A 19446-nucleotide genomic window follows, 5' to 3' on the forward strand; every position below is an offset into this window, starting at 1 on the left:
GGTTGTAGGTGAAGAGAGAATGGTTAAGAAAACGACGTCTGCGGGTGATGCCAAGGCCGCAGCTATTGCCAAGGTTTTTGAGCTCATTCAGGAACATTCGGTTGAGCTGGTTGACCTGCGCTTTACCGACCCGCGCGGCAAGTGGCATCACACGGCACAGTATATTACGACCATTGAAGAAGATACCTTCACCGAAGGCTTCATGTTCGATGGGTCCTCCATTGCTGGCTGGAAAGCCATTAATGAAAGCGACATGGTGCTGCTGCCCGACCCTGAAACAGCCGTCATGGACCCGTTCTCTGCTCGTCCGCAGCTGATCCTGTTCTGCGATATTATCGAGCCTTCAACCGGTCAGCCCTACAACCGTGACCCACGCTCTACCGCCAAGCTGGCTGAGCAGTATCTGAAGTCTTCCGGTCTGGGTGACACAGCCTTCTTTGGTCCGGAAGCTGAATTCTTCATCTTCGATAACGTCCGCTTTGGTACAGGCCCCAACTTTGGCACCTACCAGCTTGACAGCATTGAAGGCCCTGGTGCGTCCATGAAGGACTATCCGGAAGGCAACATGGGCCATCGCCCTGGTGTTAAAGGCGGCTACTTCCCTGTTGCCCCTGTTGATAGCGAATCTGACCTGCGTGCAGAAATGCTGGCAACCATGGGTGAAATGGGCCTGCCGATTGAAAAGCACCACCACGAAGTTGCACAGTCCCAGCACGAATTGGGTACCAAGTTCGACACACTGGTGCGTTCTGCTGACTTCATGCAGATCTACAAATACTGTATCCACAACGTGGCACAGTCTTACGGCAAGACAGCAACCTTCATGCCAAAGCCAATTTATGGCGATAACGGCTCAGGCATGCATGTTCACCAGTCCATCTGGAAAGACGGCAAGCCTACATTTGCTGGGAACGGCTATGCTGACCTGTCTGATTCCGCACTGTATTACATCGGCGGTATCATCAAGCATGCAAAGGCTCTGAATGCCTTTACCAACCCGTCCACCAACTCCTACAAACGCCTGATTCCGGGTTTTGAAGCACCTGTGCTGCTGGCTTACTCTGCCCGTAACCGCTCTGCTTCCTGCCGTATTCCATACGCAACCAACCCCAAGGCAAAGCGCGTTGAAGTTCGCTTCCCGGACCCAACAGCTAACCCTTATCTGGCATTCTCTGCCATGCTGATGGCTGGTCTGGACGGTATCAAGAACAAGATCCACCCTGGCGATGCCATGGACAAAGATCTGTACGACCTGCCTCCGGAAGAACTGAAGCAGATCCCGACCGTTGCAGGCTCCCTGCGTGAAGCTCTGGAAGCCCTCCAGGCTGACCACGAGTTCCTGCTGGCTGGTGGCGTGTTCACCAAAGACCAGATTGAAAGCTACATCAACATCAAGTGGGAAGATGTGTATCGCTTTGAACACACGCCACACCCGGTTGAGTTTGAAATGTACTACTCAGTCTAATCTTTCCGTCGGGAAGACCAGACAAAAGGCGCGGCTCTCTCTGAGGGCCGCGTTTTTTTATGGTCTCTGTTCGGGAGAGGGGAGAGGCGGGGCTGCTTAGAAGGAGGGCGGTGTTGCCGCGGTGACAAGATGGCAGGGCTGTGACCCAATGTTGCGGAAACGGTGAGGGCGAGAGCTGTCAAAGTAAAACGCATCCCCCGGCCCCAGAACGGTGGTATGGTCGCCAACCGTCACTTCTATTTCACCGCTGACAACAACGCCGCCCTCTTCTCCTTCATGCCGGAGGGGTTCCGGGCCTGTGTCTGTTTGGGGTTGGTACACTTCATTGAGGATCTGAAGGGCACGGCCGTGCAGGCTATTCCCGATCTGGCGGTAAGAGATGCCGTTGGTGCCAATCTCGCTCAGATCTTGAGCACGATAGAAAAGTTTGCGCTCCTCACTTTGCTCAAACGCAAAGAAGTCAGACAAGCTCATGGGTAGTGCATCAACAATCTGGCGCAGCAGACCAACCGACGGGTTAATGGCGTTTGCCTCAATCAGAGAGATTGTGCCGTTTGCCACGCCACAGCGTCGGGCCAGCTCTCTTTGGGAAAAACCGCGTTGCGTGCGTAATGCATAGAGTGTGCTCCCTACATCCATGATGTGCTGGCCCCTTGGTACGCTAACTTTATATTCTCTTATCGTAATGATATAACCAATAATGCTATTAAGCCAAATGTGAATTCTGGTCAGAGTGGAGAAGAAGGATGCAGGCGGCTTGCCGGGAGTGGGTTGATTTTGCGCCTTATAACCTCTTGAATGTTCAGCTTATCTCAATGATGCACCAAAACCCTGCCAGTTTGTCTTCACGGTGTGGTTTTGCCTGGCAGCGCTGAGCCGGAACGATATGCACGCAAAAGGCGCGGGTCATGACGCACAACCAGTCCTCTCATAACACCAGCGCCATGGCTGTGCATGACCAGCAGGAACCCAAAAAAGGGTTGAAGACGCGCCACGTCAGTATGATCTCGTTAGGAGGGGTCATAGGGGCGGGGTTATTTGTCGGGTCTTCAGGGGCAATACTGACAGCTGGCCCCAGTGTAATCCTGTCTTACCTGATTGCCGGGGCCATGATGTTTCTGGTCAATATCTCCCTACGCGATATTGCCCGTGCTGCGCCGGGTCATGGGTCTTTTATCAGCCAGATTACCTATGCCCTGGGGGCACTGCCCGGCTTTGTGGCGGGATGGGTGTATTGGCTGATTTGGATTACGGTGCTGGGGGTGGAAGTTATTGCCTCCGCATCGCTCATGGCGCCGTATATCCCCTTGCCGTTTGCTGCGATTGAGTTTCTCATTCTTGCCTTCATGACCGGCATAAACCTGCTTTCCGTGCGTCATTATGGAGAGTTTGAATACTGGTTTGCCATGATCAAGGTTGTGGCGATTGTCGGCTTTATTGCTATTTCGGTTTATCTGTTGGGCACGCATACGGTGCCTGTGCAGGAGAACCTGTTTGGGCATGGCGGTTTTCTGCCGCAAGGTCTGTTAGCATTTATGGCCGCCATTCCAACGGCTCTGTTTTCCATGACCGGCAGCGAGGTTGCGACAATTGCCGCGCTGGAAACGGATGAACCAGACCGAAACATTGCCCGCGTGACCCGCACGGTGGCTGTCAGGTTGCTGGTATTTTACCTGACGTCCATCATACTCATTCTATGCCTCATGCCGTGGTCGGATCAGGAGCAGGGGGTTTCACCCTTTCTGGCCGTGCTGAACCGGTTTCAGGTTCCGTATGCGGCAACCGCTATGGGGCTGGTTATTCTTTCTGCCACGCTCTCCACCCTCAATTCCGGGGTTTATGCCACATCGCGCGTGGTATTCGAGATGGCGCAGCGCGGTGACATGCCCCGCTTTTTCTGTAAGCTCAGCGGCAGGGCCGGTGTGCCACAAAGGGCCATTCTGGCCAGTGCTATGGCGGCTTTACTAGTGTCGGGGTGTGCGGCGTTTTCACCACACCTCATTTTTGCGTTTCTCGTGTCCATCGTTGGCACGTTTGTGATGTTCTATAATACGTTGATCGTGTGCAGCCGTATCCGGTTATGCACCGCGCAAGCTTGGAAGGGCTGGCTAGCGCTGGGGCTACTGGCCACAGCACTTGCCGCCATGGTGAGTGTTGCTGAAACCCGGTATCAGCTCGGCATAGGGGTGGCAGCACTGTGCTGTATGGCATTTGGGGGTTGGGTGCGCCTCAGGGGAGGCCCTATGCCTCAGTAGCAGAACTGAGAGACTCGTGCCTGTGCCATGAAGCAATCATCTGGTTGTTTGTCAGGAAGTTTAGAAAATGCGGGAACTCTTGCAGGACTGCTCGCGTTAGAGCCGCACAAAGCCTGACTTTCTTGACAGCATAGAGATTCAGGCGCACCCTGCCTTACCAAACTGGTGCGCTCTTAAACAGGCCATCATGATTGGACGCTTCCTCCCCCGCGCTGCCCAGAAGGGGGGTGGAGGAGGAGAGCGTAAGTCCTACCACTTTTGGCTGGAGCTTGCCTCTTTTTCAGCACTGCACCACCTAGCGAAACGTCTGGTGCAAGGCAGGGAGCTTTTCAGTTCAGAGGAGTGCTGACCTATGGTGTCTTCTGTTATCAATGTTGGTCCTGAAAATAATCTGTCAAGGTATCTTCAGGACATTCGCAAATACCCGCTCCTGACACCGGAGGAAGAACTGCGTCTTTCCCATTTGTGGAAAGACAAAGGCGATGTTCAGGCTGCCCATAAACTCGTGACATCTCACCTGCGTCTGGTGGCAAAAATTGCCATGGGCTACCGTGGCTACGGCTTGCCGGTGAATGAGCTGATTAGCGAAGGCAATGTGGGGATGATGCAGGCCGTCCGCCGCTTTGACCCCGATAAAGGCTTCCGTCTGGCAACTTATGCCATGTGGTGGATCCGCGCAGCTATTCAGGAATACATCCTGCACAGTTGGTCTCTGGTTAAAATGGGTACGACCGCAGCCCAGAAAAAACTGTTCTTCAACCTGCGCCGTCTGAAGGGGCAGATGCAGGCTATTGAAGATGGTGACTTGCAGCCGGAACAGGTGAACAAAATTGCCACAACGCTTGGCGTGCCTGAGCAGGATGTGGTGAACATGAACCGCCGTATGGCGGCACCAGACCACAGCCTGAATGCGCCCATGCGCACTGATGAAAGCAGTGAGTGGCAGGACCGCCTGGTTGATGACCAACATAACCAGGAAGAAGTTTACGCTGAGAACGAAGAGCTCTCCGGTCGTAAAGCTCTGTTGACCTCCGCGTTGGATACGCTGAACGAGCGTGAAAAACATATCTTCACGCAACGCCGTCTCATGGATGAGCCGTCCACACTGGAAGATTTGGCACACGAATACGGTATCTCCCGTGAGCGTGTACGCCAGATTGAAGTGCGCGCTTTTGAGAAGGTACAGGCAGCCATGAAGAAAGAAGTGGATGCCCGGCGTAACGAAGTGCTTGGTAAATAACGCAACCTGCTTGCGGCTGGAAATCAGGCCGCATTGCAAACTGTGCTGAAAAAGGGAGGGCTTTGCCTTCCTTTTTTGTTTGATATGAGAGTGATATGTCCAAAATTCCTGCCACGCCGCCCATGCTGAGTGGTGCTACCGTGCGCCTTGAGCCCCTCCAGCATACTCATTGTGCTGCGTTGGCTGAGGCCGTGCAGGATGGTCAGTTATGGACTGTCTGGTGCACCACAGTGCCACGCCCTGAGCAAATGCAGGCGGAAATCGACCGCCGGTTGGCATTGCAGGATGCAGGAAGCATGTTGCCCTATACGGTCATTAATACAGCGGACAACCGTGTCGTGGGTATGACAAGTTACATGAACATAGACCGCAACGTGCCGCGGGTGGAAATAGGCTCCACATGGTACGCGGCCAGTGCTCAACGGACCGGGTTGAACACAGAGGCCAAGACTTTGTTGCTAACCCATGCATTTGAAACCATGGGGTGTTCTGTCGTTGAATTAAGAACCCATTTTCTGAACCAGCGCAGCCGGAAAGCTATTGAGCGGCTGGGGGCGAAGTTGGATGGTGTTTTGCGCAGCCACATGCGTATGGCGGACGGGTCTTTACGCGACACATGCGTGTACAGCATTATTGCTACTGAATGGCCCGCCGTAAAAATGCACTTGCAGCATGGTTTGCGCCGCGTCTGAACCCCATGCACAACAGACTATGGCTGAGTATTTAGGCTTTTGCGTACGCTACGCGGCGGGCGCAAAGGGGAACACAGCACAGCAGGCCTGCCAGCAGCCAGAACGCACCCTTTAAGGTGACAAGGCTTGCGGCAAAACCAATGCCAGCAGGGCCAAGCAACACACCGGTATATCCAATGGTGGTCAGGGCTGAAACCGCAAGCCCGGCAGGCATGACGGTTTGTTCCGCCGCCCTGCGAAAGAGAATGGGGGCAATATTGGCAATGCCTAGCCCAATGAAAACGAACCCGGATAAAGCCAATGGTTTAAAGGGTGAGAGCAGAAGGCAGGCTATGCCGAGAATAGCCAGAACCGCGCCCCCGCTGAGGACGGTGGCAGCCCCCAAGCGGGTGGTTACTCTGTCACCCAACAGCCTGCATACAGTCATGGCAATAGAAAACAGCATGTAGCCCATGCCGCCCTTGGCAACCGGTAATAGCCCCGCACTGGTAATCAGGAGCGCGCCCCAATCCAGCATGGCGCCCTCAGCCAGAAATGCGATGGCGGCCAGTAGGGAGAGCAGCAGCACAATACCACGCGGCATGGCAAAGAGCGGTTCATCCTCTCCCTGCCTTGTGCTGACAAAGCGGGGGAAAGCATAGATCAGGACGACGAGCATCAAGGCGGAGCAGATAATCGTGCTGTGCAAGGGCGTTAGATGGCAGGACAACAGGAAGGTCATGAAAGCCGCGCCAGCAAAGCCCCCAATGCTGAAAAGAGCATGAAACCCAGCCATCAGAGGGCGCTTGGCCAAGCGTTCCACTTCGGTGCCCTGAATGTTCATTGCAACATCCAACACGCCCAGACTCGCCCCAAAAAATAGAAGGACGACCGCTAAAAATAACGCTGTATGGGCTAGGGCAAGGCCAGGTAAGGTAACGGCCAAGCCAAGAGCACCTGTAATAATAAGGGGCTTGCTGCCAAATCTACTATTCAGGGCTCCTGTGCCTAGCATGGCCAGAACAGACCCCGTGCCCAGACACAGCAGCAAAGAGCCAATAGCACCTGAGTCTGTGTGTAGGCGCTCCTGAGCGAAAGGGACCAAAGGCGCCCAGCAGGCCAGCCCAAAACCCCCTAATAAAAAGGCCAGGCGGGTCGCAAGGCAGGCTGCGCGGGGCGTAACGGGCATGTTCCAGTGTTCCCTGTTTATGCCAGTGCAGCATCCTGAATGAAGAACGTAACGTCTGTTCGGCCATTCCAGCTCTCTGCGCGCAGGTAACCGGCTAAATGGAGGGGCGGGCGTGTTGTATCTTCTAAAGTGGGGGCCAGCGGGCTGTTTTCCACCCGGAAGACCAGCGCTTTCAGGCGGCCCCCGTCCGCACCTTTTAACAACAGACGTAGCGTATTTCCGTCCCGGCCAATACGGTCTGCCTTCACCACCTGTACGTGGGATAGGGCTATGAGAGGTTCGGCATTGCCCGCGCCAAACGGCGCAAGCGTGGCAAGGTTCTGGGCCAGATCAACCGTAGCCCCGCCGACAGAGACAGCTGCATCAATATCAAGGTCTACTGCGTTGGGCAGTTCCGCAGCGCCAGCCAGCCTTTCATCCAGAAAGGCATGAAATTCTGCTACGTTGCTGACCGGGAGCGAAAACCCTGCCGCCATGGCGTGTCCACCCCCAGTTGTCAGCAGCCCGGCCTGTCGTGCTGCGATGATAACAGTGCCAAGGTCCAGCCCCGGCACGGAGCGGCCAGAGCCTTTGACAGACCCGTCTTCTTGCTCAGCTCCAACCAGCGCAGGCCGGTTGAACTGCTCCTTGATGCGCCCTGCGACAATACCCACCACGCCGGGGTGCCAGTTTTTGCCTGCCAGAAAAATAACGGCATGCCCTGCTTCACGCTGTTCCGTGGCCTGCTGCATGGCAAGGTCCAGAATTTCAGCTTCAACACCTTGGCGTTTGCGGTTAACGGCATCCAGCCGTTCCGCCATAATCTTGGCTTCGTGCGGGTCTTCGCACCGTAAGAGGCGCAGGCCCAGGGCGGCTTCCGCAATACGGCCGCCTGCATTAATGCGGGGGCCAAGAGCGAAGCCACAGGAAAACGCATCTGGGGCTTTGGTAACGCTGGCTATCTCAAGCAAGGCAGACAGACCAACCCGCTGCCGGCGTGCCATAACCTTGAGGCCCTGGGCCACAAAAGCCCTGTTCAGGCCTTGCAGCGGCATGACATCACACACTGTAGCCAGAGCGACAAGATCAAGCTGGCGGAGCAGGTCTGGTGCGGGATTTGCGTCAAACCACCCCAGAGCTCTTAAGTCTCGTGCTGTGGCGACGGCGGCCAGAAATGCCAAAGCCGCGGCGCAAATATGATTGAGGCGGGAGGGGCAGTCTGGTCTATTGGGGTTTACCGTGGCCAGAATGGCGGGCAGGGCATCTTCTGACTTATGGTGGTCTAGAACAATCAGGTCGGCTTTGTCTGCCATCTGGTTCAGGATATCTGCGGCGGCTGTTCCGCAGTCCACACAGATGATGAGTTTGGCCCCCTGTGCTGCAAGGTTTTCCAGCGCGGGCAGGTTAGGACCGTAGCCCTCTGTCATCCGGTCAGGAATATGAGTGTGGACTGTGCTGCCCAGCTCTTCAAAAAACGAGGCCAGAATGCCGGAGGCACACGCGCCATCAACGTCATAATCGCCAAAAATGCCAATGGTCTCGCCTTGCTGCACAGCGCGCGCCATGCGGGCTGCGGCTATATCCATATCCTGCAAGGTGGACGGGTTGGGCATAAGCGCCCGTAGTTTTGGGTCCAGAAAATCTGCGGCATTCTCTAACGAAAGCCCGCGCAATGCCAGTAGGCGGCCTACAATTTCCGGCAGGCCAGCCCGTTGGGCAATGGCAGCCCCCAACCTTTGACAGTCCGGATTATCCGCCCCGGTCCGCCATAACCAGCGGCGGCCAGACAGGCTGGTCTCTACCCCCAGAGCCACATGCGTTTGAGTGAGTGTGGCTGGTGCGGTGGGGGAGAGAACAGTCATGACGTCCAAAGGTGCTGGGTGCTAACCCCGCGTTATTGCGGGGTCCATGTTTTGGTGTTGAAGTTATGGTGCCCCTCAATAAACCGAACTGTGCCGGACTTGGAGCGCATAACCAGAGAATGTGTCACGGCATGTGTAGGGTGGCGATGAATACCCCGCAAGAGCGTGCCGGATGTAACGCCTGTGGCTGAGAACAGTACGGAACCCGCTGCCATATCATGCAGACCCAGTTTGCGGTCCGGATCTTTGCCGGGGTTCATTTTCTGGGCACGGGCGCGCTGTGTTTCATCTTCAAACAACAGGCGGCCCTGCATCTGGCCATTGACGCAACGCACGGCAGCGGCTGCCAGAACCCCTTCAGGCGCACCGCCAGAACCAGCATAAATATCTACTTGGCTGTCGCCCATACAGGCGGCAATGGCTGCGGCAACGTCGCCATCGCTCAGCAGGCGCACACGGGCTCCGGCTTCACGGGTTTTGGCAATCAGTTCTTCATGGCGGTCGCGCTCAAGGGTGCAGAGCACGATGTCTTCAATCGCCTTGCCTTTGGCGCGGGCCAGATTGCGCAAATTGTTTTCAATGGAGGCATCAAGGTCCACCACGCCGTCCGGCAGGTTGGGGCCAACCACAATTTTGTCCATATAAACGTCTGGTGCGTGCAGGAAATTACCTTTTTCTGCCAGTGCAACCACCGTAATGGCGTTTGGCATGTCCTTTGCGCACAGGTTGGTGCCTTCAAGCGGGTCGACGGCAATGTCCATGGCCGGACCGCCAGCGCCCACTTTTTCGCCAATATAGAGCATTGGCGCTTCGTCCATTTCGCCTTCGCCAATGACCACGGTGCCGTCAATGGCGACCGTATCGAACGCAATACGCATGGCTTCTACAGCGGCACCATCGGCATCGTTTTTCTTGCCACGGCCTGTCCAGTGAGAGGAGGCAAGAGCCGCCGCTTCCGTAACACGTACCAGTTCAAGTGCCAGGTTGCGGTCAGAAACTACAAACTGCTTTGGCTCACGATTGTCAGACATCAGGCAATATTTCCTCTTACATAAGGCATGGACAGGCTTTTTCTTGGTGAAAGCTCAGTCCGTTTCAATGCGGATGACCACCGGTGCGTCCGCCACAACATCAAGCGCGTCAATACGCGCTACGGCGTCCTGCATGGCGGCTTCTGATGTCTGGTGTGTGACCAGAACCAGCGGCACATACGGGGCTGTATCATTCCGTGCAGGCGTGGGTTGCAGCATACTGCGCAGCGACACACCGCAGTCACGCAGCACGGCTGTAATATCTGCAATCACACCGGGACGGTCTTCTACCCGCAGGCGCAGATAAAACGCGCCCTTTCCGGCAGAAAGAGGGCAGGCCTGCAAGGCCTCTGCCTGCGTGGTCTGCACGCCCCATACGGGAATGGTGTTGCCACGGGCAATATCAATCAGGTCTGCGGTCACGGCGCTGGCGGTTGGGCCTGCACCTGCGCCACGGCCTTCAATCATCAGGCGGCCCGCAAACGCGCCTTCCGCCACAACGGCATTAAACACGCCATCAACCTGTGCAATGGGGGCATCTTCCGGCACAAGGCAGGGGGTTACGCGGGCTTCAAGCCCGGCGTCTCCCATACGGGCCAGACCAAGCAGCTTGATGCGGTAGCCAAGCTTACGGGCAAAATCGAGGTCTGCTGCGCCAATATGGCGAATACCCTGCACATGCACCGTGCTGAAATCTACAGGCCGACCAAAAGCCAGGCCAGCAAGAATGGCCAGCTTGTGGGCTGCGTCCCAGCCATCAATGTCAGTGGAGGGGTCGGCTTCAGCGTAACCAAGTTGCTGGGCGTCCGCCAGAACGGAGGCAAAGTCCTTACCTGTCTCCCGCATGACGGTCAGGATGTAGTTGCAGGTCCCATTCAGAATGCCCCCGATGCGCAGCAGGCGGTCTGCTGCCAGCCCCTCACGCACGGTTTTGATGGCCGGAATGCCCCCGGCTACGGCGGCTTCAAACAGAAGCGGAGCATTATTGGCAGCACTGCTCTGGGCAAGGGCGGGGCCATGTAGGGCCAGAAGCGCCTTGTTGGCAGTGACCACAGCCTTGCCAGCGGCAAGAGCGGCTTCAACCAAGGCACGGGCAGGCCCTTCTGAGCCGCCAATCAACTCCACCACAACATCCACTTCGGGATCAGCAGCCAGATCAACCGCGTTGTCGTACCACCGCAGGCCTTCAAGAGTGACACCACGGTCCTGTGTACGGTTGCGTGCGCTTACGGCCACGACCTTCAAGGCACGGCCTGCGCGGGCTGTAATCAGGTCATTATTGGTTTCAAGCAGCCGAATAACGCCAGCACCTACGGTGCCAAGCCCAGCAATACCAAGACGAAGAGGAGAAGAGGGGGGTGTTACGCTCACGACTTGACAGGCTCCGGCTTGCTGGACGGGGAGGAGGCTTCTGGTTTGACACCATGGGCCGAAAGAAAACCGCGAATGGCACGTGTGGCCTGCCGCAGGCGCTGGGTGTTTTCCACCAACCCGATACGGACAAAGCCTTCTCCGTGTTCGCCAAAGCCAAGGCCGGGGGCTACTGCCACTCCGGCTTCTTTCAGCAGAAGTTTGGAGAACTCTACGCTTCCCAATTCACGGAAGGGTTCAGGGATAGGAGCCCATGCAAACATGGACCCTTCAGGTGACGGCACGTTCCAGCCGCCAGCGTGCAGGCCACGGATCAGCACATCACGCCGCTCCTTATACAGGGCGCGAATGTCTGCCACGCAATCCTGCGGGCCATTCAGAGCCGCAACGGCGGCAACCTGAATAGGGGTGAAGGCCCCATAATCAAGATAGGACTTGATACGGGTGAGGGCTGAGATCAGCCGCTCATTCCCCGCAGCAAAACCCATGCGCCACCCTGCCATGCAGTAGGTTTTGGAAAGAGAGGTAAATTCTACCGCAATATCCTTGGCACCAGGCACAGCCAGAATGGAGGGCGGCACCAGATCACCAAAATAGATTTCAGCATAGGCAAGGTCAGAGAGAATGAAAATTTCTTCCCGCCGTGCGAAGGCCACCAGTTCCTTGTAAAAATCAAGGTCTGCCAGATAGGCGGTCGGGTTGGAGGGGAAGTTGACAATCAGCGCTGTTGGTTTGGGCACGGAGTGCCGTACGGCCCGTTCCAGCGCCCGCAGCATGTTATCGTCCGGCGTTGCGGGAATGGAGCGGACAGACGCTCCAGCAATGATGAAGCCGAACTGATGAATGGGGTAGGACGGGTTTGGCACCAGAATGGTGTCACCAGGGCTGGTGATGGCGGAGGCCAGATTGGCCAGACCTTCCTTGGAGCCAAGGGTGGCAATGACCTCACGCTCAGGGTCAAGTTTCACGTTAAACCGGCGCTCATAATAGCCCGCCAGTGCACGGCGCAGGCCAGGAATGCCCTTGCTGACAGAATAGCCGTGCGCGCGCGGGTTCTGCACGCTTTCCACCAGTTTTTCGACAATATGAGGTGGTGTCGGGCTGTCTGGGTTGCCCATGCCAAGGTCAATAATGTCCTCACCGCGCGCTCGGGCTGCCGCTTTGGCCTGATTGACGGAGGCAAAAACATAAGGCGGCAGGCGGCGGATGCGGTGAAATTCTTCGGTCATGGACACTCAAAAACCCAAGGTTAGGGATCAGACGCCCCGCAGGAGCGCGGGGAAAAACATAGTAATGGCAGAAACGGAACAGGCAACTCCCCTTCCGCTGCTTTCTGCCTCTTTCTACGTCTTAGGGTGAGGAAGCCACCCGTGCCCCGGTACCAAACGCGTCCCCCCTGATATGGATGGCGCTGGCTGGTACATTGCGGCTGATAAGTTCCTTGGCCACGCGTTGTGCCCTTAGCAACCCAAGCTGCACGGCATCTGCCTGATCCTGCGTACTGAGGGAGGGCGAATTGCCAAAGCCGCGCACATAAAAGGGACCGTTGGGGGTTTTGCTGATCAGTTTGGCAAGAGTGCCATCCTGCCCGCTGGAAAGCTGGTCGGACTGCGGCATGAAGTGCAGTGCCGTACCCTTAGGGTCTGACAGGTCATAGTTTGGCTTGGGGGCATCTGCCAGATGCGCATCAGTCGGGACATCAAAACCGGGGAAGGCGGGGGCAATGGGTGGGCCGTCAGGAATTTGCGGCAAGGCGCTCTCGGGCACGGGTGCTTTCTGGGTGCTTTCCTTCACTTCGGGCATGGCCAGTTCAGGGCCTTCAGTGCCTTGTGTCACACTGTCGGTCGTAGAGGGTTTTTTAGCATCTGCCCGTTTGGTGTGCTGCGGCGCATCCACTTTTGGAGGCGGCGGCGGGGCAGCCTCAGCAGCATCCATGATAGCACCAGATGTCCCAGCAGGTAGCGTGGGGGAGGCATCCTGCTGATCCGGGTTTTGGTCAGAAGCAGCGGCGGCGGGCTGCGCAGAAGGTTTGCCTGCGGCCGGTGCGGGCGTTGGCGCTGGTGTGGCGGCGGCGCTGGGTGGGGGCGGAATAACCGGTGTAAGCGTACCGTTTGCGGCAACCGTGCGGTAGGTCAGGTTACGGTCCCGGATCAGGTGTTCTGTCAACAGGGCGCGGGCCTGTGGAGAGGGCATCTCCGGTGCTTGGGTTGGTGTCAGGCCAACATGAGGGTACGGGTCACTCTCGCCAGGTGGCGGGGGGCGTTGTGCAGCAATCACGCCGCCGCGCATATGCTGAGTCCATTCCAGTGTGCTGTCTATGGCGTCCTGATGGTGGCAGGCGCTCAGGCTGACCAGGCATGTTGCCATAAAAAGACCCATGCGCACTGTGCCGGTCTGGAGGAGAGAAGGGCGAGGGCACAGCCGATCTTTAGGCTGGCGCGGCTCGGGGCACAGGTGCTGCATGGTGGGGTGGACGCTCCGCAGGCATAAATAAAATTATTGGCCAGCACCTTACCGTCTTAGGCCCGTCGTGGCGAGATCATCTGACCCTCTGTTGGCATTGCTGTGCAATTGCCCCTTGGCACAAGCGCACAGGCAGCGCAGGATATAGAGTATGAGCAGAGACACAGACCATGCGGAGACAGGCATGACGGGCATTTTCCCTCGCACTACCATCAAGCTGGATGACGAAGGGCCGGACGCACCGGAAAACCCTGAAAAAGACGATGCCAAAGCCCCGGGCGCACCTGCGGGTGAGCTTGAGCACAAGCTGTTCAAGCAGCGTAAGGTGCTGATTTTTGGCGGTATTAACGACAAAGTGGCCCGCGATGTGACAGGCCGCCTGCTGGCGCTGGCTGGCGAGTCTGACAAGCCGATTGATGTGTATGTCAACTCTCCCGGCGGCCATGTGGAGAGCGGTGACACCATTCACGACATGATTCGGTTTGTCGATTCGATTGCACCGGTCAACATGATCGGGACGGGTTGGGTGGCATCTGCCGGGGCATTGATTTTTGCCGCAGGCCATAAAGACCGCCGCTTCTGCCTGCCCAACACGCGCTTTCTGCTCCATCAACCGATGGGTGGCGTGCGTGGCCCGGCAACGGATATCGACATTGAAGCACGCGAGATCATTAAGATGCGCGAGCGTCTGAACCGTCTGTTTGCGCGTGAAACAGGCCAGACTTACGAAAAAGTTGCCAAGGATACGGACCGTAACCACTGGATGTCCGCCAATGAGGCAATTGAATACGGCTTAGTGACAAAGATCATTTCTCAGCTTTCTGATCTTCACTAAACCAAGGGACATTCTCTTCCTCCGCTCTGCCGGGCGGGGGAAGGAATTTTTGTTTTACCGGGCTTTTCTCCTGCCTTTCGTGCTCTGACGCGGAGGGAAGGGGAGGCGCTCCCAGAAAACGGGTTCCTTCCATGGGTTCTCTCTCCGATATTTATTCCCGCCTGCCAGATAATCTTGATGATCTGCCAGCGCCACCCAATGCCGAAGCTGTGACTGAGGCGGATTACCGCGCTCGTCACTGGGTCAGTTCGTACCAAGGGCCTCTGGTTCCGGGGTCTGTTGAACATAAGCGGGCCATTGCCCAGATGTTCCGTGATACGTTCAACCCTTACAAACCTTCTGTCATTGACTGGCCGAAGCTGGATGCTGAAACGCTGCATCGCATAACGTCCCTGCCCATATGGGATATTGCGGTACAGACGGAAGGCAAGGCCCGCCTGCGTATGGCTGCCTATGCCCGCCTGGTGCAGGACCCGGATATTAAGGATGCCATCTCCCGCAACGCGTGGGAGGAAAACCGCCATAAGGAAGTGTTGTCCAACATGGTGGAGGCCTACAATATTCCGATGGCCCCGGAGCCACCGTATATTGAGCCAAAAGATGTTGAGTGGGCTTATCTGGTTACTGGTTTTTCCGAGTGTGTAGATAGCTTTTTTGCCTTCGGGCTATTTGAACTTGCCAAGCGCTCCGGCTTTTTCCCTCCGGAACTGATTGATACGTTCGAACCCATCATGCAGGAAGAATGCCGCCATATCCTGTTATTTGCCAACTGGCTGGCATGGTACCGGGCGGATATGCCGCTTTATCGTCGTCCCTTCTTTGAATTGAAGGTTTGGGCGGTGTGGGCTTTCCTTGGTTACGAGCGTCTTAGCCTTGCCAAAACGGTGGATGATAAAGGTGAGGTCCATACACAGGACAACAACTTTACCGTTACAGGGGCCAAGGACATTGCAAGTGTGGACCTGAACTTACCTGACTTCATGGATTTGTGCCTGACCGAAGATGAGCGCCGTTTTTCTGGCTATGACGCCCGCCTGCTGCGGCCAACAACTGCGCCAGCCATTGGCCGAACAATCCGGAATGTTTGTCGTGGGTGGCAGTTTGTTTCTGGTCTGGTGAAGGCCAACCGGCCTGTCTAACATTAAAAAGGCCTGTTCCCGGTCAGGAACAGGCCTTTTTTTATGCGTTAGCCTTCCTTGCGTTTTAAATCTGCATGAAGGTCTATCGGTACCTTAATCATAATCTGTTTTATGGCGTGTGTTGTCTGGAACTGGGTGTTCTGGCTAAAGCGCTTTGGCTCCAGCGTGTAACTGGCCGTGCTGTCTCCAGTGTTGTCAAAAAGCGTTTTGGTCTGGCCATCTGCCGTGGCTTGCAGGCTGCTGTGGGGAGCAAGCGTGACCTCAAGCGCCTGTGTGCCGGGAAGCAGGAAGGAAAAAACCAGTCCCACAACATCTTTCATGCAGTGGTCTAGCTGTTTGAGCCATGCCAGAGCCTGTGTGTTGCTAAAACTGTCTGGTTGGGCTGGCTTGACCATGATCTGGAAAGCAAAATGAATATGCTCATCCTGCGTCAGCGTGGCCATCAGGGGTGGGTTTTCCTGCCATAACGCATCGGAGAGCGGAAAAACCATTTCATCGCTGCCATCCCGCCACAAAGGCACCTGTCCTGCCTGTGTCTGCAAATGAAGCTTTGCAAAGGACAAAGGCTTATCTTCCGGCAGAATACGGCCCAGAACATGGAGGGAAAGATTGGCGCGGTCCTGCTCCGGTAGAGCATTAAAGCGCCGATAGAAGCGCCCTACCTTACGATAATGCTGCACCAGAACAGTGCGCGCTGCGTGAACGTCCACACTCTCGGTCTGTGGAGCCTGCGCGGCGTGAGCAGGAAAAAGCGGTAACAGGGGAAGAGAAAGGCAGGCTGCAAGGGCGAGGGGGTGGCGTAAAAAGGTCATATCTCCCCCTATACCATAAAGGGCCGGGCAGGTGTGGCAGGGGCACGCAACGCAGCGTTACGTGCCGTTTGTTATTTCCCCATTGCCGTAACGTCTGTACCGGAAAGCGGGGGGTACAGCCGGACGGTTGGCAATGGCCTGCTTAATAACACCGTGACCGGGGGCCTGGTTGCAAACGGGGTCTGTTGCGCTGGCATCTCCGGTCAAAGCCAGAGCCTGGCAGCGGCAGCCACCCCAATCCTGCTCTTTAAATGCACAGGAGCGGCAGGGGTCAGGCATCCAGTCCGTACCGCGATAAAGCGTGAAAAGGGGGGCATTCTGCCAGATGTCCTGAAGGCTGCTTTCCCGCACGGTGGGAAATGTCAGACCCGGAATACTCTCTGCTGCGTGGCAGGGTAATACTTTGCCGGTGGGCGCTATGTTCAGGAAGCGTTGACCCCAGCCGCCCATGCAGGGTTTCGGCTGGTCCGCATAGTAGTCCGGCGTCACAAAATCTATGGCAAGGCGGGTACCAAACCGTGCCCGTGCGGCAGCAACGGTATGCTCTGTCTCTTCCAGTTGTGCGCGGGAGGGCAGCAAAGCATCCCGGTTGAGGAGCCCCCAGCCATAATATTGGGTGTGTGCAATTTCCACCCGCCGCGCACCCAGACGCTCCGCCATATTCAGCATGGCAGGCACACGGGCGGCATTCTGCCGGTGAATGACAAAATTCAGGGTCAGAGGAAGCCCATCCTCCTTGATCAGGCGGGCAGCTTCCAATTTTTTGGCCTGCGCACCCGCCATCCCGCCAATGCGCTCGGCTTCTGCCGTATCAGCATCCTGAAAAGAGAGCTGGACATGGTCCAGCCCGGCATCCGTCAGGGCCTTCAGGCTTTTGGCGTTCAGGAGCACGCCTGATGTAATAAGGTTGGTATAAAGCCCCAGTGACACAGCATGGCGGACCAAATCAGGCAGATCCGGCCGTGCCATAGGCTCCCCACCGGAAAAATGTACCTGAAGGACACCCATTGCCGCCGCTTCATCCAGCACGCGCAGCCAGTCTGCGGTGCTGAGTTCATCCGTGCGTGGGTCAAGACGGAGGGGGTTGGAACAGTAAGGGCATTGAAGCGGGCAGCGATGCGTTACTTCTGCCAGCAGGCTCATGGGGGGTGGTATAGCAGTCATACCACCTGCAAAACCTGTTTGTCCGCCAGTTCCCGCGTCATGTGCAGAACATCATGCACAAGAACATCGCGTGTTGCAGAAAACTTTTGAAGCAGTTTGTCTGTCACAGTACCCAGAGTGCGTTTGCCATCAATCAACTGCAAGATTTCTGCAGCGGACGGGTCAGCAATAAAAGCTCTTTCAGGGGCCTGAATAAACCACTGTTCGCGCACGCGATCATATTGCAGGCGGGTGCCCCGCGCAAAGCGCAGCACGGTTTCTTCTGAAAACGGTTCAGAGGTTTCGGTCATGATGCATCCTGCGGCTTGAACGCGCCGGGTGGAATATGGCCGGGTGCCACATAGGCATAATCCAGTTCATCCAGCATGGACCAAAGCACACCGCATTTGAACGTGAGAGCATTCAGCACAGCCTGCTGCTGCTCAACAGTCCGGGCATGTTCCTTCACATACCCCAGCGCGAAAGCGGAGTCCTGCGGGGCCTGTGTCAGACGTGGGGTGAAGTAGGCTAATGTTTCTTCCGTCACAAAGTCGTAGTTCCGCAACATGCCGGACACACGCTCACTTATGATAGTGGGTGAGAACAGCTCTGTGAGGGAGGAGGCAATCGCTTCCAGAATGGAGCGGTCCCGAACAAAATGTACATAGGCCTCCACGGCAAAGCGTGTGCCGGGCAGCAGACCGTCCAGAGATTCCACATAAGCCCGATCAAGGCCGAGACCATCCGTTAACCGGAGCCAGCGCGCCACCCCTCCGGTACCGGGTTCCGTACCGTCATGGTCAACCAGCCGCCGCCGCCATTCCCGGCGGAGTTCCGCCGTGGGCAGGCGGGCCAGAAGGGTGGCATCCTTGGCAGGAATACTGGCCTGATAATAGTACCGGTTCAGCGCCCACGCCTGAACCTGACCCTTGTTCAGTTTGCCGTCGTGCAACGCACGGTGGAACGGGTGCAGGTTATGGTAACGCTCCGCCCCTATGGCGAGCAGTGCGGCTTCCAGTTCTTCTGGGGTGAGGAGGCGGTGTGTCATAGCGTTACTCTCATGCCGTCGAAGGCCACGTCCCACCCGGCCTGTTCAATGTCCCGCCGTTCCGGCGAGTCAGCAAGCAGGATAGGGTTGGAGTTATTGATATGAATGAGGATTTTGCGCCCAATCGTCAGGGGAGTAAACGCAGCACGGGTGCCATCGGGTTCGTCCGCAATAGACATATGACCCATGCGTTTGCCGGTTTTTGCTCCCAAACCTGCACGGACCATTTCATCGTCCGTCCACAGGGTACCATCAAAGAAGACAAGGTCGGCCCCATCAAGGCGTTTGCTCAGGGCGTCTGTCATCATGGCGCAACCGGGAATGAAAAAGGCGTGGCGCGTACCGTCTGAAATATCCAGCCCGATAAACTCACCATCGGTTTTTACCTCGGCAGGGTTATTCCCTTGTTCGGCATAGAGGGGAACTTTACCGGGGACGGCAAACGGCGTGATGGTAAAACCGGCAGGGGTAAGGGCAAGCGGCTGCTCAAGTGCCATGCTGTGGCGTGGCACGAGCGTGCGGTCGAGCGCTTCAAATATGGGGTTGGCATCAAGCTGGGCCAGCACAGGTGCGGCCGCATAGAGATCGAAAGCCTGTTTTTCCCGCATGGTCAGCAGGCCGGTAATGGTATCAATCTCCCCGCTTGTCAGCACGACACCGCTGATGGGGGTGGAGCGCAAACCTGTTTTGGGGTGCAAAGCCGGTGTCTGGTTAATTTGCGTACGCAGGTCTGGTGACGCATTGAGCACATACCAGTGCGTACCATCACCACTGACAGCCAGAGACGCCTGCGTGCGGGCCGGTGCTGTGGGATCCTGAGCACGGGCGCGGTTACAACCCGGTGCGTTGGAGTTCCATTGAGGGAAACCGCCACCAGCGGCAGCGCCTAGAACGATAATATCAAGCATGGTGAAGGCTTAAACTAAAAATGCCGCCAGTGGGA

At 56.6% G+C, this 19446-nt stretch carries 18 protein-coding genes; 6 read left to right on the plus strand and 12 right to left on the minus strand.

The window, feature by feature from the left end; translation table 11 throughout:
- Positions 1-19 precede the first annotated feature (19 nt).
- Positions 20-1465 carry a type I glutamate--ammonia ligase gene (gene glnA / locus Abci_RS07140; RefSeq protein ID WP_048838443.1) on the plus strand — a complete coding sequence of 482 codons (1446 nt, stop codon included), beginning with the start codon at positions 20-22 and terminating at the stop codon, positions 1463-1465.
- A 96-nt stretch (positions 1466-1561) separates the two neighbouring features.
- Here glnA and Abci_RS07145 read toward each other — a convergent pair whose 3' ends face one another.
- Entirely contained in the window at positions 1562-2104 is a 543-nt protein-coding gene (locus tag Abci_RS07145) for a cupin domain-containing protein (protein WP_048838444.1), read from the minus strand.
- Positions 2105-2373: 269 nt separating this feature from the next.
- On the opposite strand from Abci_RS07145, the gene Abci_RS07150 reads away from it, so the two are divergent.
- From Abci_RS07150 to Abci_RS07160, 3 genes are all read left to right on the plus strand, one after another.
- Positions 2374-3720 carry an amino acid permease gene (locus Abci_RS07150; protein WP_084597566.1) on the plus strand — a complete coding sequence of 449 codons (1347 nt, stop codon included), beginning with the start codon at positions 2374-2376 and terminating at the stop codon, positions 3718-3720.
- A gap of 352 nt (positions 3721-4072) precedes the next feature.
- On the plus strand, positions 4073-4960 hold the full coding sequence (gene rpoH, locus Abci_RS07155; protein WP_048838445.1) for an RNA polymerase sigma factor RpoH: 888 nt from the start codon (positions 4073-4075) through the stop codon (positions 4958-4960).
- Positions 4961-5055: 95 nt separating this feature from the next.
- Positions 5056-5652, plus strand: a complete 597-nt coding sequence (locus Abci_RS07160) for a GNAT family N-acetyltransferase (RefSeq protein WP_048838446.1) — start codon at positions 5056-5058, stop codon at positions 5650-5652.
- A 31-nt stretch (positions 5653-5683) separates the two neighbouring features.
- Here Abci_RS07160 and Abci_RS07165 read toward each other — a convergent pair whose 3' ends face one another.
- The 6 genes from Abci_RS07165 to Abci_RS07190 all read right to left on the minus strand — a co-directional run bounded on the left by Abci_RS07165 (position 5684) and on the right by Abci_RS07190 (position 13526).
- On the minus strand, positions 5684-6820 hold the full coding sequence (locus Abci_RS07165) for an MFS transporter (RefSeq protein WP_048838447.1): 1137 nt from the start codon (positions 6818-6820) through the stop codon (positions 5684-5686).
- 17 nt (positions 6821-6837) lie between these two features.
- On the minus strand, positions 6838-8661 hold the full coding sequence (recJ, locus tag Abci_RS07170) for a single-stranded-DNA-specific exonuclease RecJ (RefSeq protein ID WP_048838448.1): 1824 nt from the start codon (positions 8659-8661) through the stop codon (positions 6838-6840).
- A 32-nt stretch (positions 8662-8693) separates the two neighbouring features.
- Complete coding sequence (glpX, locus tag Abci_RS07175; protein WP_048838449.1) at positions 8694-9692, minus strand: class II fructose-bisphosphatase; 999 nt, start codon at positions 9690-9692, stop codon at positions 8694-8696.
- 54 nt (positions 9693-9746) lie between these two features.
- Entirely contained in the window at positions 9747-11063 is a 1317-nt protein-coding gene (locus Abci_RS07180) for a homoserine dehydrogenase (protein WP_048838450.1), read from the minus strand.
- Positions 11060-12292, minus strand: coding sequence for an LL-diaminopimelate aminotransferase (locus tag Abci_RS07185; RefSeq protein ID WP_048838451.1), 1233 nt, complete (start codon positions 12290-12292; stop codon positions 11060-11062). The genes Abci_RS07180 and Abci_RS07185 overlap by 4 nt, the downstream gene beginning before the upstream one ends.
- A 121-nt stretch (positions 12293-12413) precedes the next feature.
- A complete protein-coding gene (locus Abci_RS07190) occupies positions 12414-13526 on the minus strand; it encodes an OmpA family protein (RefSeq protein WP_371861378.1) in 1113 nt (370 codons plus the stop codon).
- 151 nt (positions 13527-13677) lie between these two features.
- On the opposite strand from Abci_RS07190, the gene Abci_RS07195 reads away from it, so the two are divergent.
- Both Abci_RS07195 and Abci_RS07200 read left to right on the plus strand, forming a co-directional pair.
- Positions 13678-14361 carry an ATP-dependent Clp protease proteolytic subunit gene (locus Abci_RS07195; protein ID WP_181015824.1) on the plus strand — a complete coding sequence of 228 codons (684 nt, stop codon included), beginning with the start codon at positions 13678-13680 and terminating at the stop codon, positions 14359-14361.
- Between the two features lie 131 nt (positions 14362-14492).
- Positions 14493-15500, plus strand: a complete 1008-nt coding sequence (locus Abci_RS07200; RefSeq protein ID WP_048838452.1) for a ferritin-like domain-containing protein — start codon at positions 14493-14495, stop codon at positions 15498-15500.
- A gap of 47 nt (positions 15501-15547) precedes the next feature.
- Here Abci_RS07200 and Abci_RS07205 read toward each other — a convergent pair whose 3' ends face one another.
- Genes Abci_RS07205 through pqqB form a run of 5 tightly spaced genes read right to left on the minus strand, consistent with a single transcriptional unit; the run spans position 15548 to position 19411 of the window.
- Positions 15548-16312 (minus strand): DUF2987 domain-containing protein, encoded by a 765-nt coding sequence (locus Abci_RS07205; RefSeq protein WP_048838453.1) that lies wholly within the window; start codon positions 16310-16312, stop codon positions 15548-15550.
- A 57-nt stretch (positions 16313-16369) separates the two neighbouring features.
- Positions 16370-17476 carry a pyrroloquinoline quinone biosynthesis protein PqqE gene (pqqE, locus tag Abci_RS07210; protein WP_048838454.1) on the minus strand — a complete coding sequence of 369 codons (1107 nt, stop codon included), beginning with the start codon at positions 17474-17476 and terminating at the stop codon, positions 16370-16372.
- On the minus strand, positions 17473-17766 hold the full coding sequence (gene pqqD / locus Abci_RS07215) for a pyrroloquinoline quinone biosynthesis peptide chaperone PqqD (protein ID WP_048838455.1): 294 nt from the start codon (positions 17764-17766) through the stop codon (positions 17473-17475). The genes pqqE and pqqD overlap by 4 nt, the downstream gene beginning before the upstream one ends.
- The gene (gene pqqC / locus Abci_RS07220; RefSeq protein ID WP_048838456.1) at positions 17763-18503 is read right to left on the minus strand and encodes a pyrroloquinoline-quinone synthase PqqC; all 741 of its coding nucleotides are present in this window, start codon (positions 18501-18503) and stop codon (positions 17763-17765) included. The genes pqqD and pqqC overlap by 4 nt, the downstream gene beginning before the upstream one ends.
- A complete protein-coding gene (gene pqqB / locus Abci_RS07225; protein WP_048838457.1) occupies positions 18500-19411 on the minus strand; it encodes a pyrroloquinoline quinone biosynthesis protein PqqB in 912 nt (303 codons plus the stop codon). The genes pqqC and pqqB overlap by 4 nt, the downstream gene beginning before the upstream one ends.
- Positions 19412-19446: the final 35 nt, after the last annotated feature.

Origin of the sequence: Acetobacter cibinongensis (assembly GCF_000963925.1) — a bacterium.
GTDB classification, from domain to species: domain Bacteria; phylum Pseudomonadota; class Alphaproteobacteria; order Acetobacterales; family Acetobacteraceae; genus Acetobacter; species Acetobacter cibinongensis.

Excerpts from the sequence above, each read along its gene's own strand:
- Abci_RS07145 (WP_048838444.1), bottom strand. The coding sequence starts at position 2,104 with ATGGATGTAGGGAGCACACTCTATGCATTACGCACGCAACGCGGTTTT.
- glpX (WP_048838449.1), bottom strand. The coding sequence starts at position 9,692 with ATGTCTGACAATCGTGAGCCAAAGCAGTTTGTAGTTTCTGACCGCAAC.
- Abci_RS07185 (WP_048838451.1), bottom strand. The coding sequence starts at position 12,292 with ATGACCGAAGAATTTCACCGCATCCGCCGCCTGCCGCCTTATGTTTTT.
- recJ (WP_048838448.1), bottom strand. The coding sequence starts at position 8,661 with ATGACTGTTCTCTCCCCCACCGCACCAGCCACACTCACTCAAACGCAT.
- Abci_RS07165 (WP_048838447.1), bottom strand. The coding sequence starts at position 6,820 with ATGCCCGTTACGCCCCGCGCAGCCTGCCTTGCGACCCGCCTGGCCTTT.
- Abci_RS07150 (WP_084597566.1), top strand. The coding sequence starts at position 2,374 with ATGACGCACAACCAGTCCTCTCATAACACCAGCGCCATGGCTGTGCAT.
- glnA (WP_048838443.1), top strand. The coding sequence starts at position 20 with ATGGTTAAGAAAACGACGTCTGCGGGTGATGCCAAGGCCGCAGCTATT.
- pqqB (WP_048838457.1), bottom strand. The coding sequence starts at position 19,411 with ATGCTTGATATTATCGTTCTAGGCGCTGCCGCTGGTGGCGGTTTCCCT.
- pqqD (WP_048838455.1), bottom strand. The coding sequence starts at position 17,766 with ATGACCGAAACCTCTGAACCGTTTTCAGAAGAAACCGTGCTGCGCTTT.
- Abci_RS07200 (WP_048838452.1), top strand. The coding sequence starts at position 14,493 with ATGGGTTCTCTCTCCGATATTTATTCCCGCCTGCCAGATAATCTTGAT.
- Abci_RS07160 (WP_048838446.1), top strand. The coding sequence starts at position 5,056 with ATGTCCAAAATTCCTGCCACGCCGCCCATGCTGAGTGGTGCTACCGTG.
- Abci_RS07190 (WP_371861378.1), bottom strand. The coding sequence starts at position 13,526 with ATGCAGCACCTGTGCCCCGAGCCGCGCCAGCCTAAAGATCGGCTGTGC.
- pqqE (WP_048838454.1), bottom strand. The coding sequence starts at position 17,476 with ATGACTGCTATACCACCCCCCATGAGCCTGCTGGCAGAAGTAACGCAT.
- rpoH (WP_048838445.1), top strand. The coding sequence starts at position 4,073 with ATGGTGTCTTCTGTTATCAATGTTGGTCCTGAAAATAATCTGTCAAGG.
- Abci_RS07205 (WP_048838453.1), bottom strand. The coding sequence starts at position 16,312 with ATGACCTTTTTACGCCACCCCCTCGCCCTTGCAGCCTGCCTTTCTCTT.
- pqqC (WP_048838456.1), bottom strand. The coding sequence starts at position 18,503 with ATGACACACCGCCTCCTCACCCCAGAAGAACTGGAAGCCGCACTGCTC.
- Abci_RS07195 (WP_181015824.1), top strand. The coding sequence starts at position 13,678 with ATGAGCAGAGACACAGACCATGCGGAGACAGGCATGACGGGCATTTTC.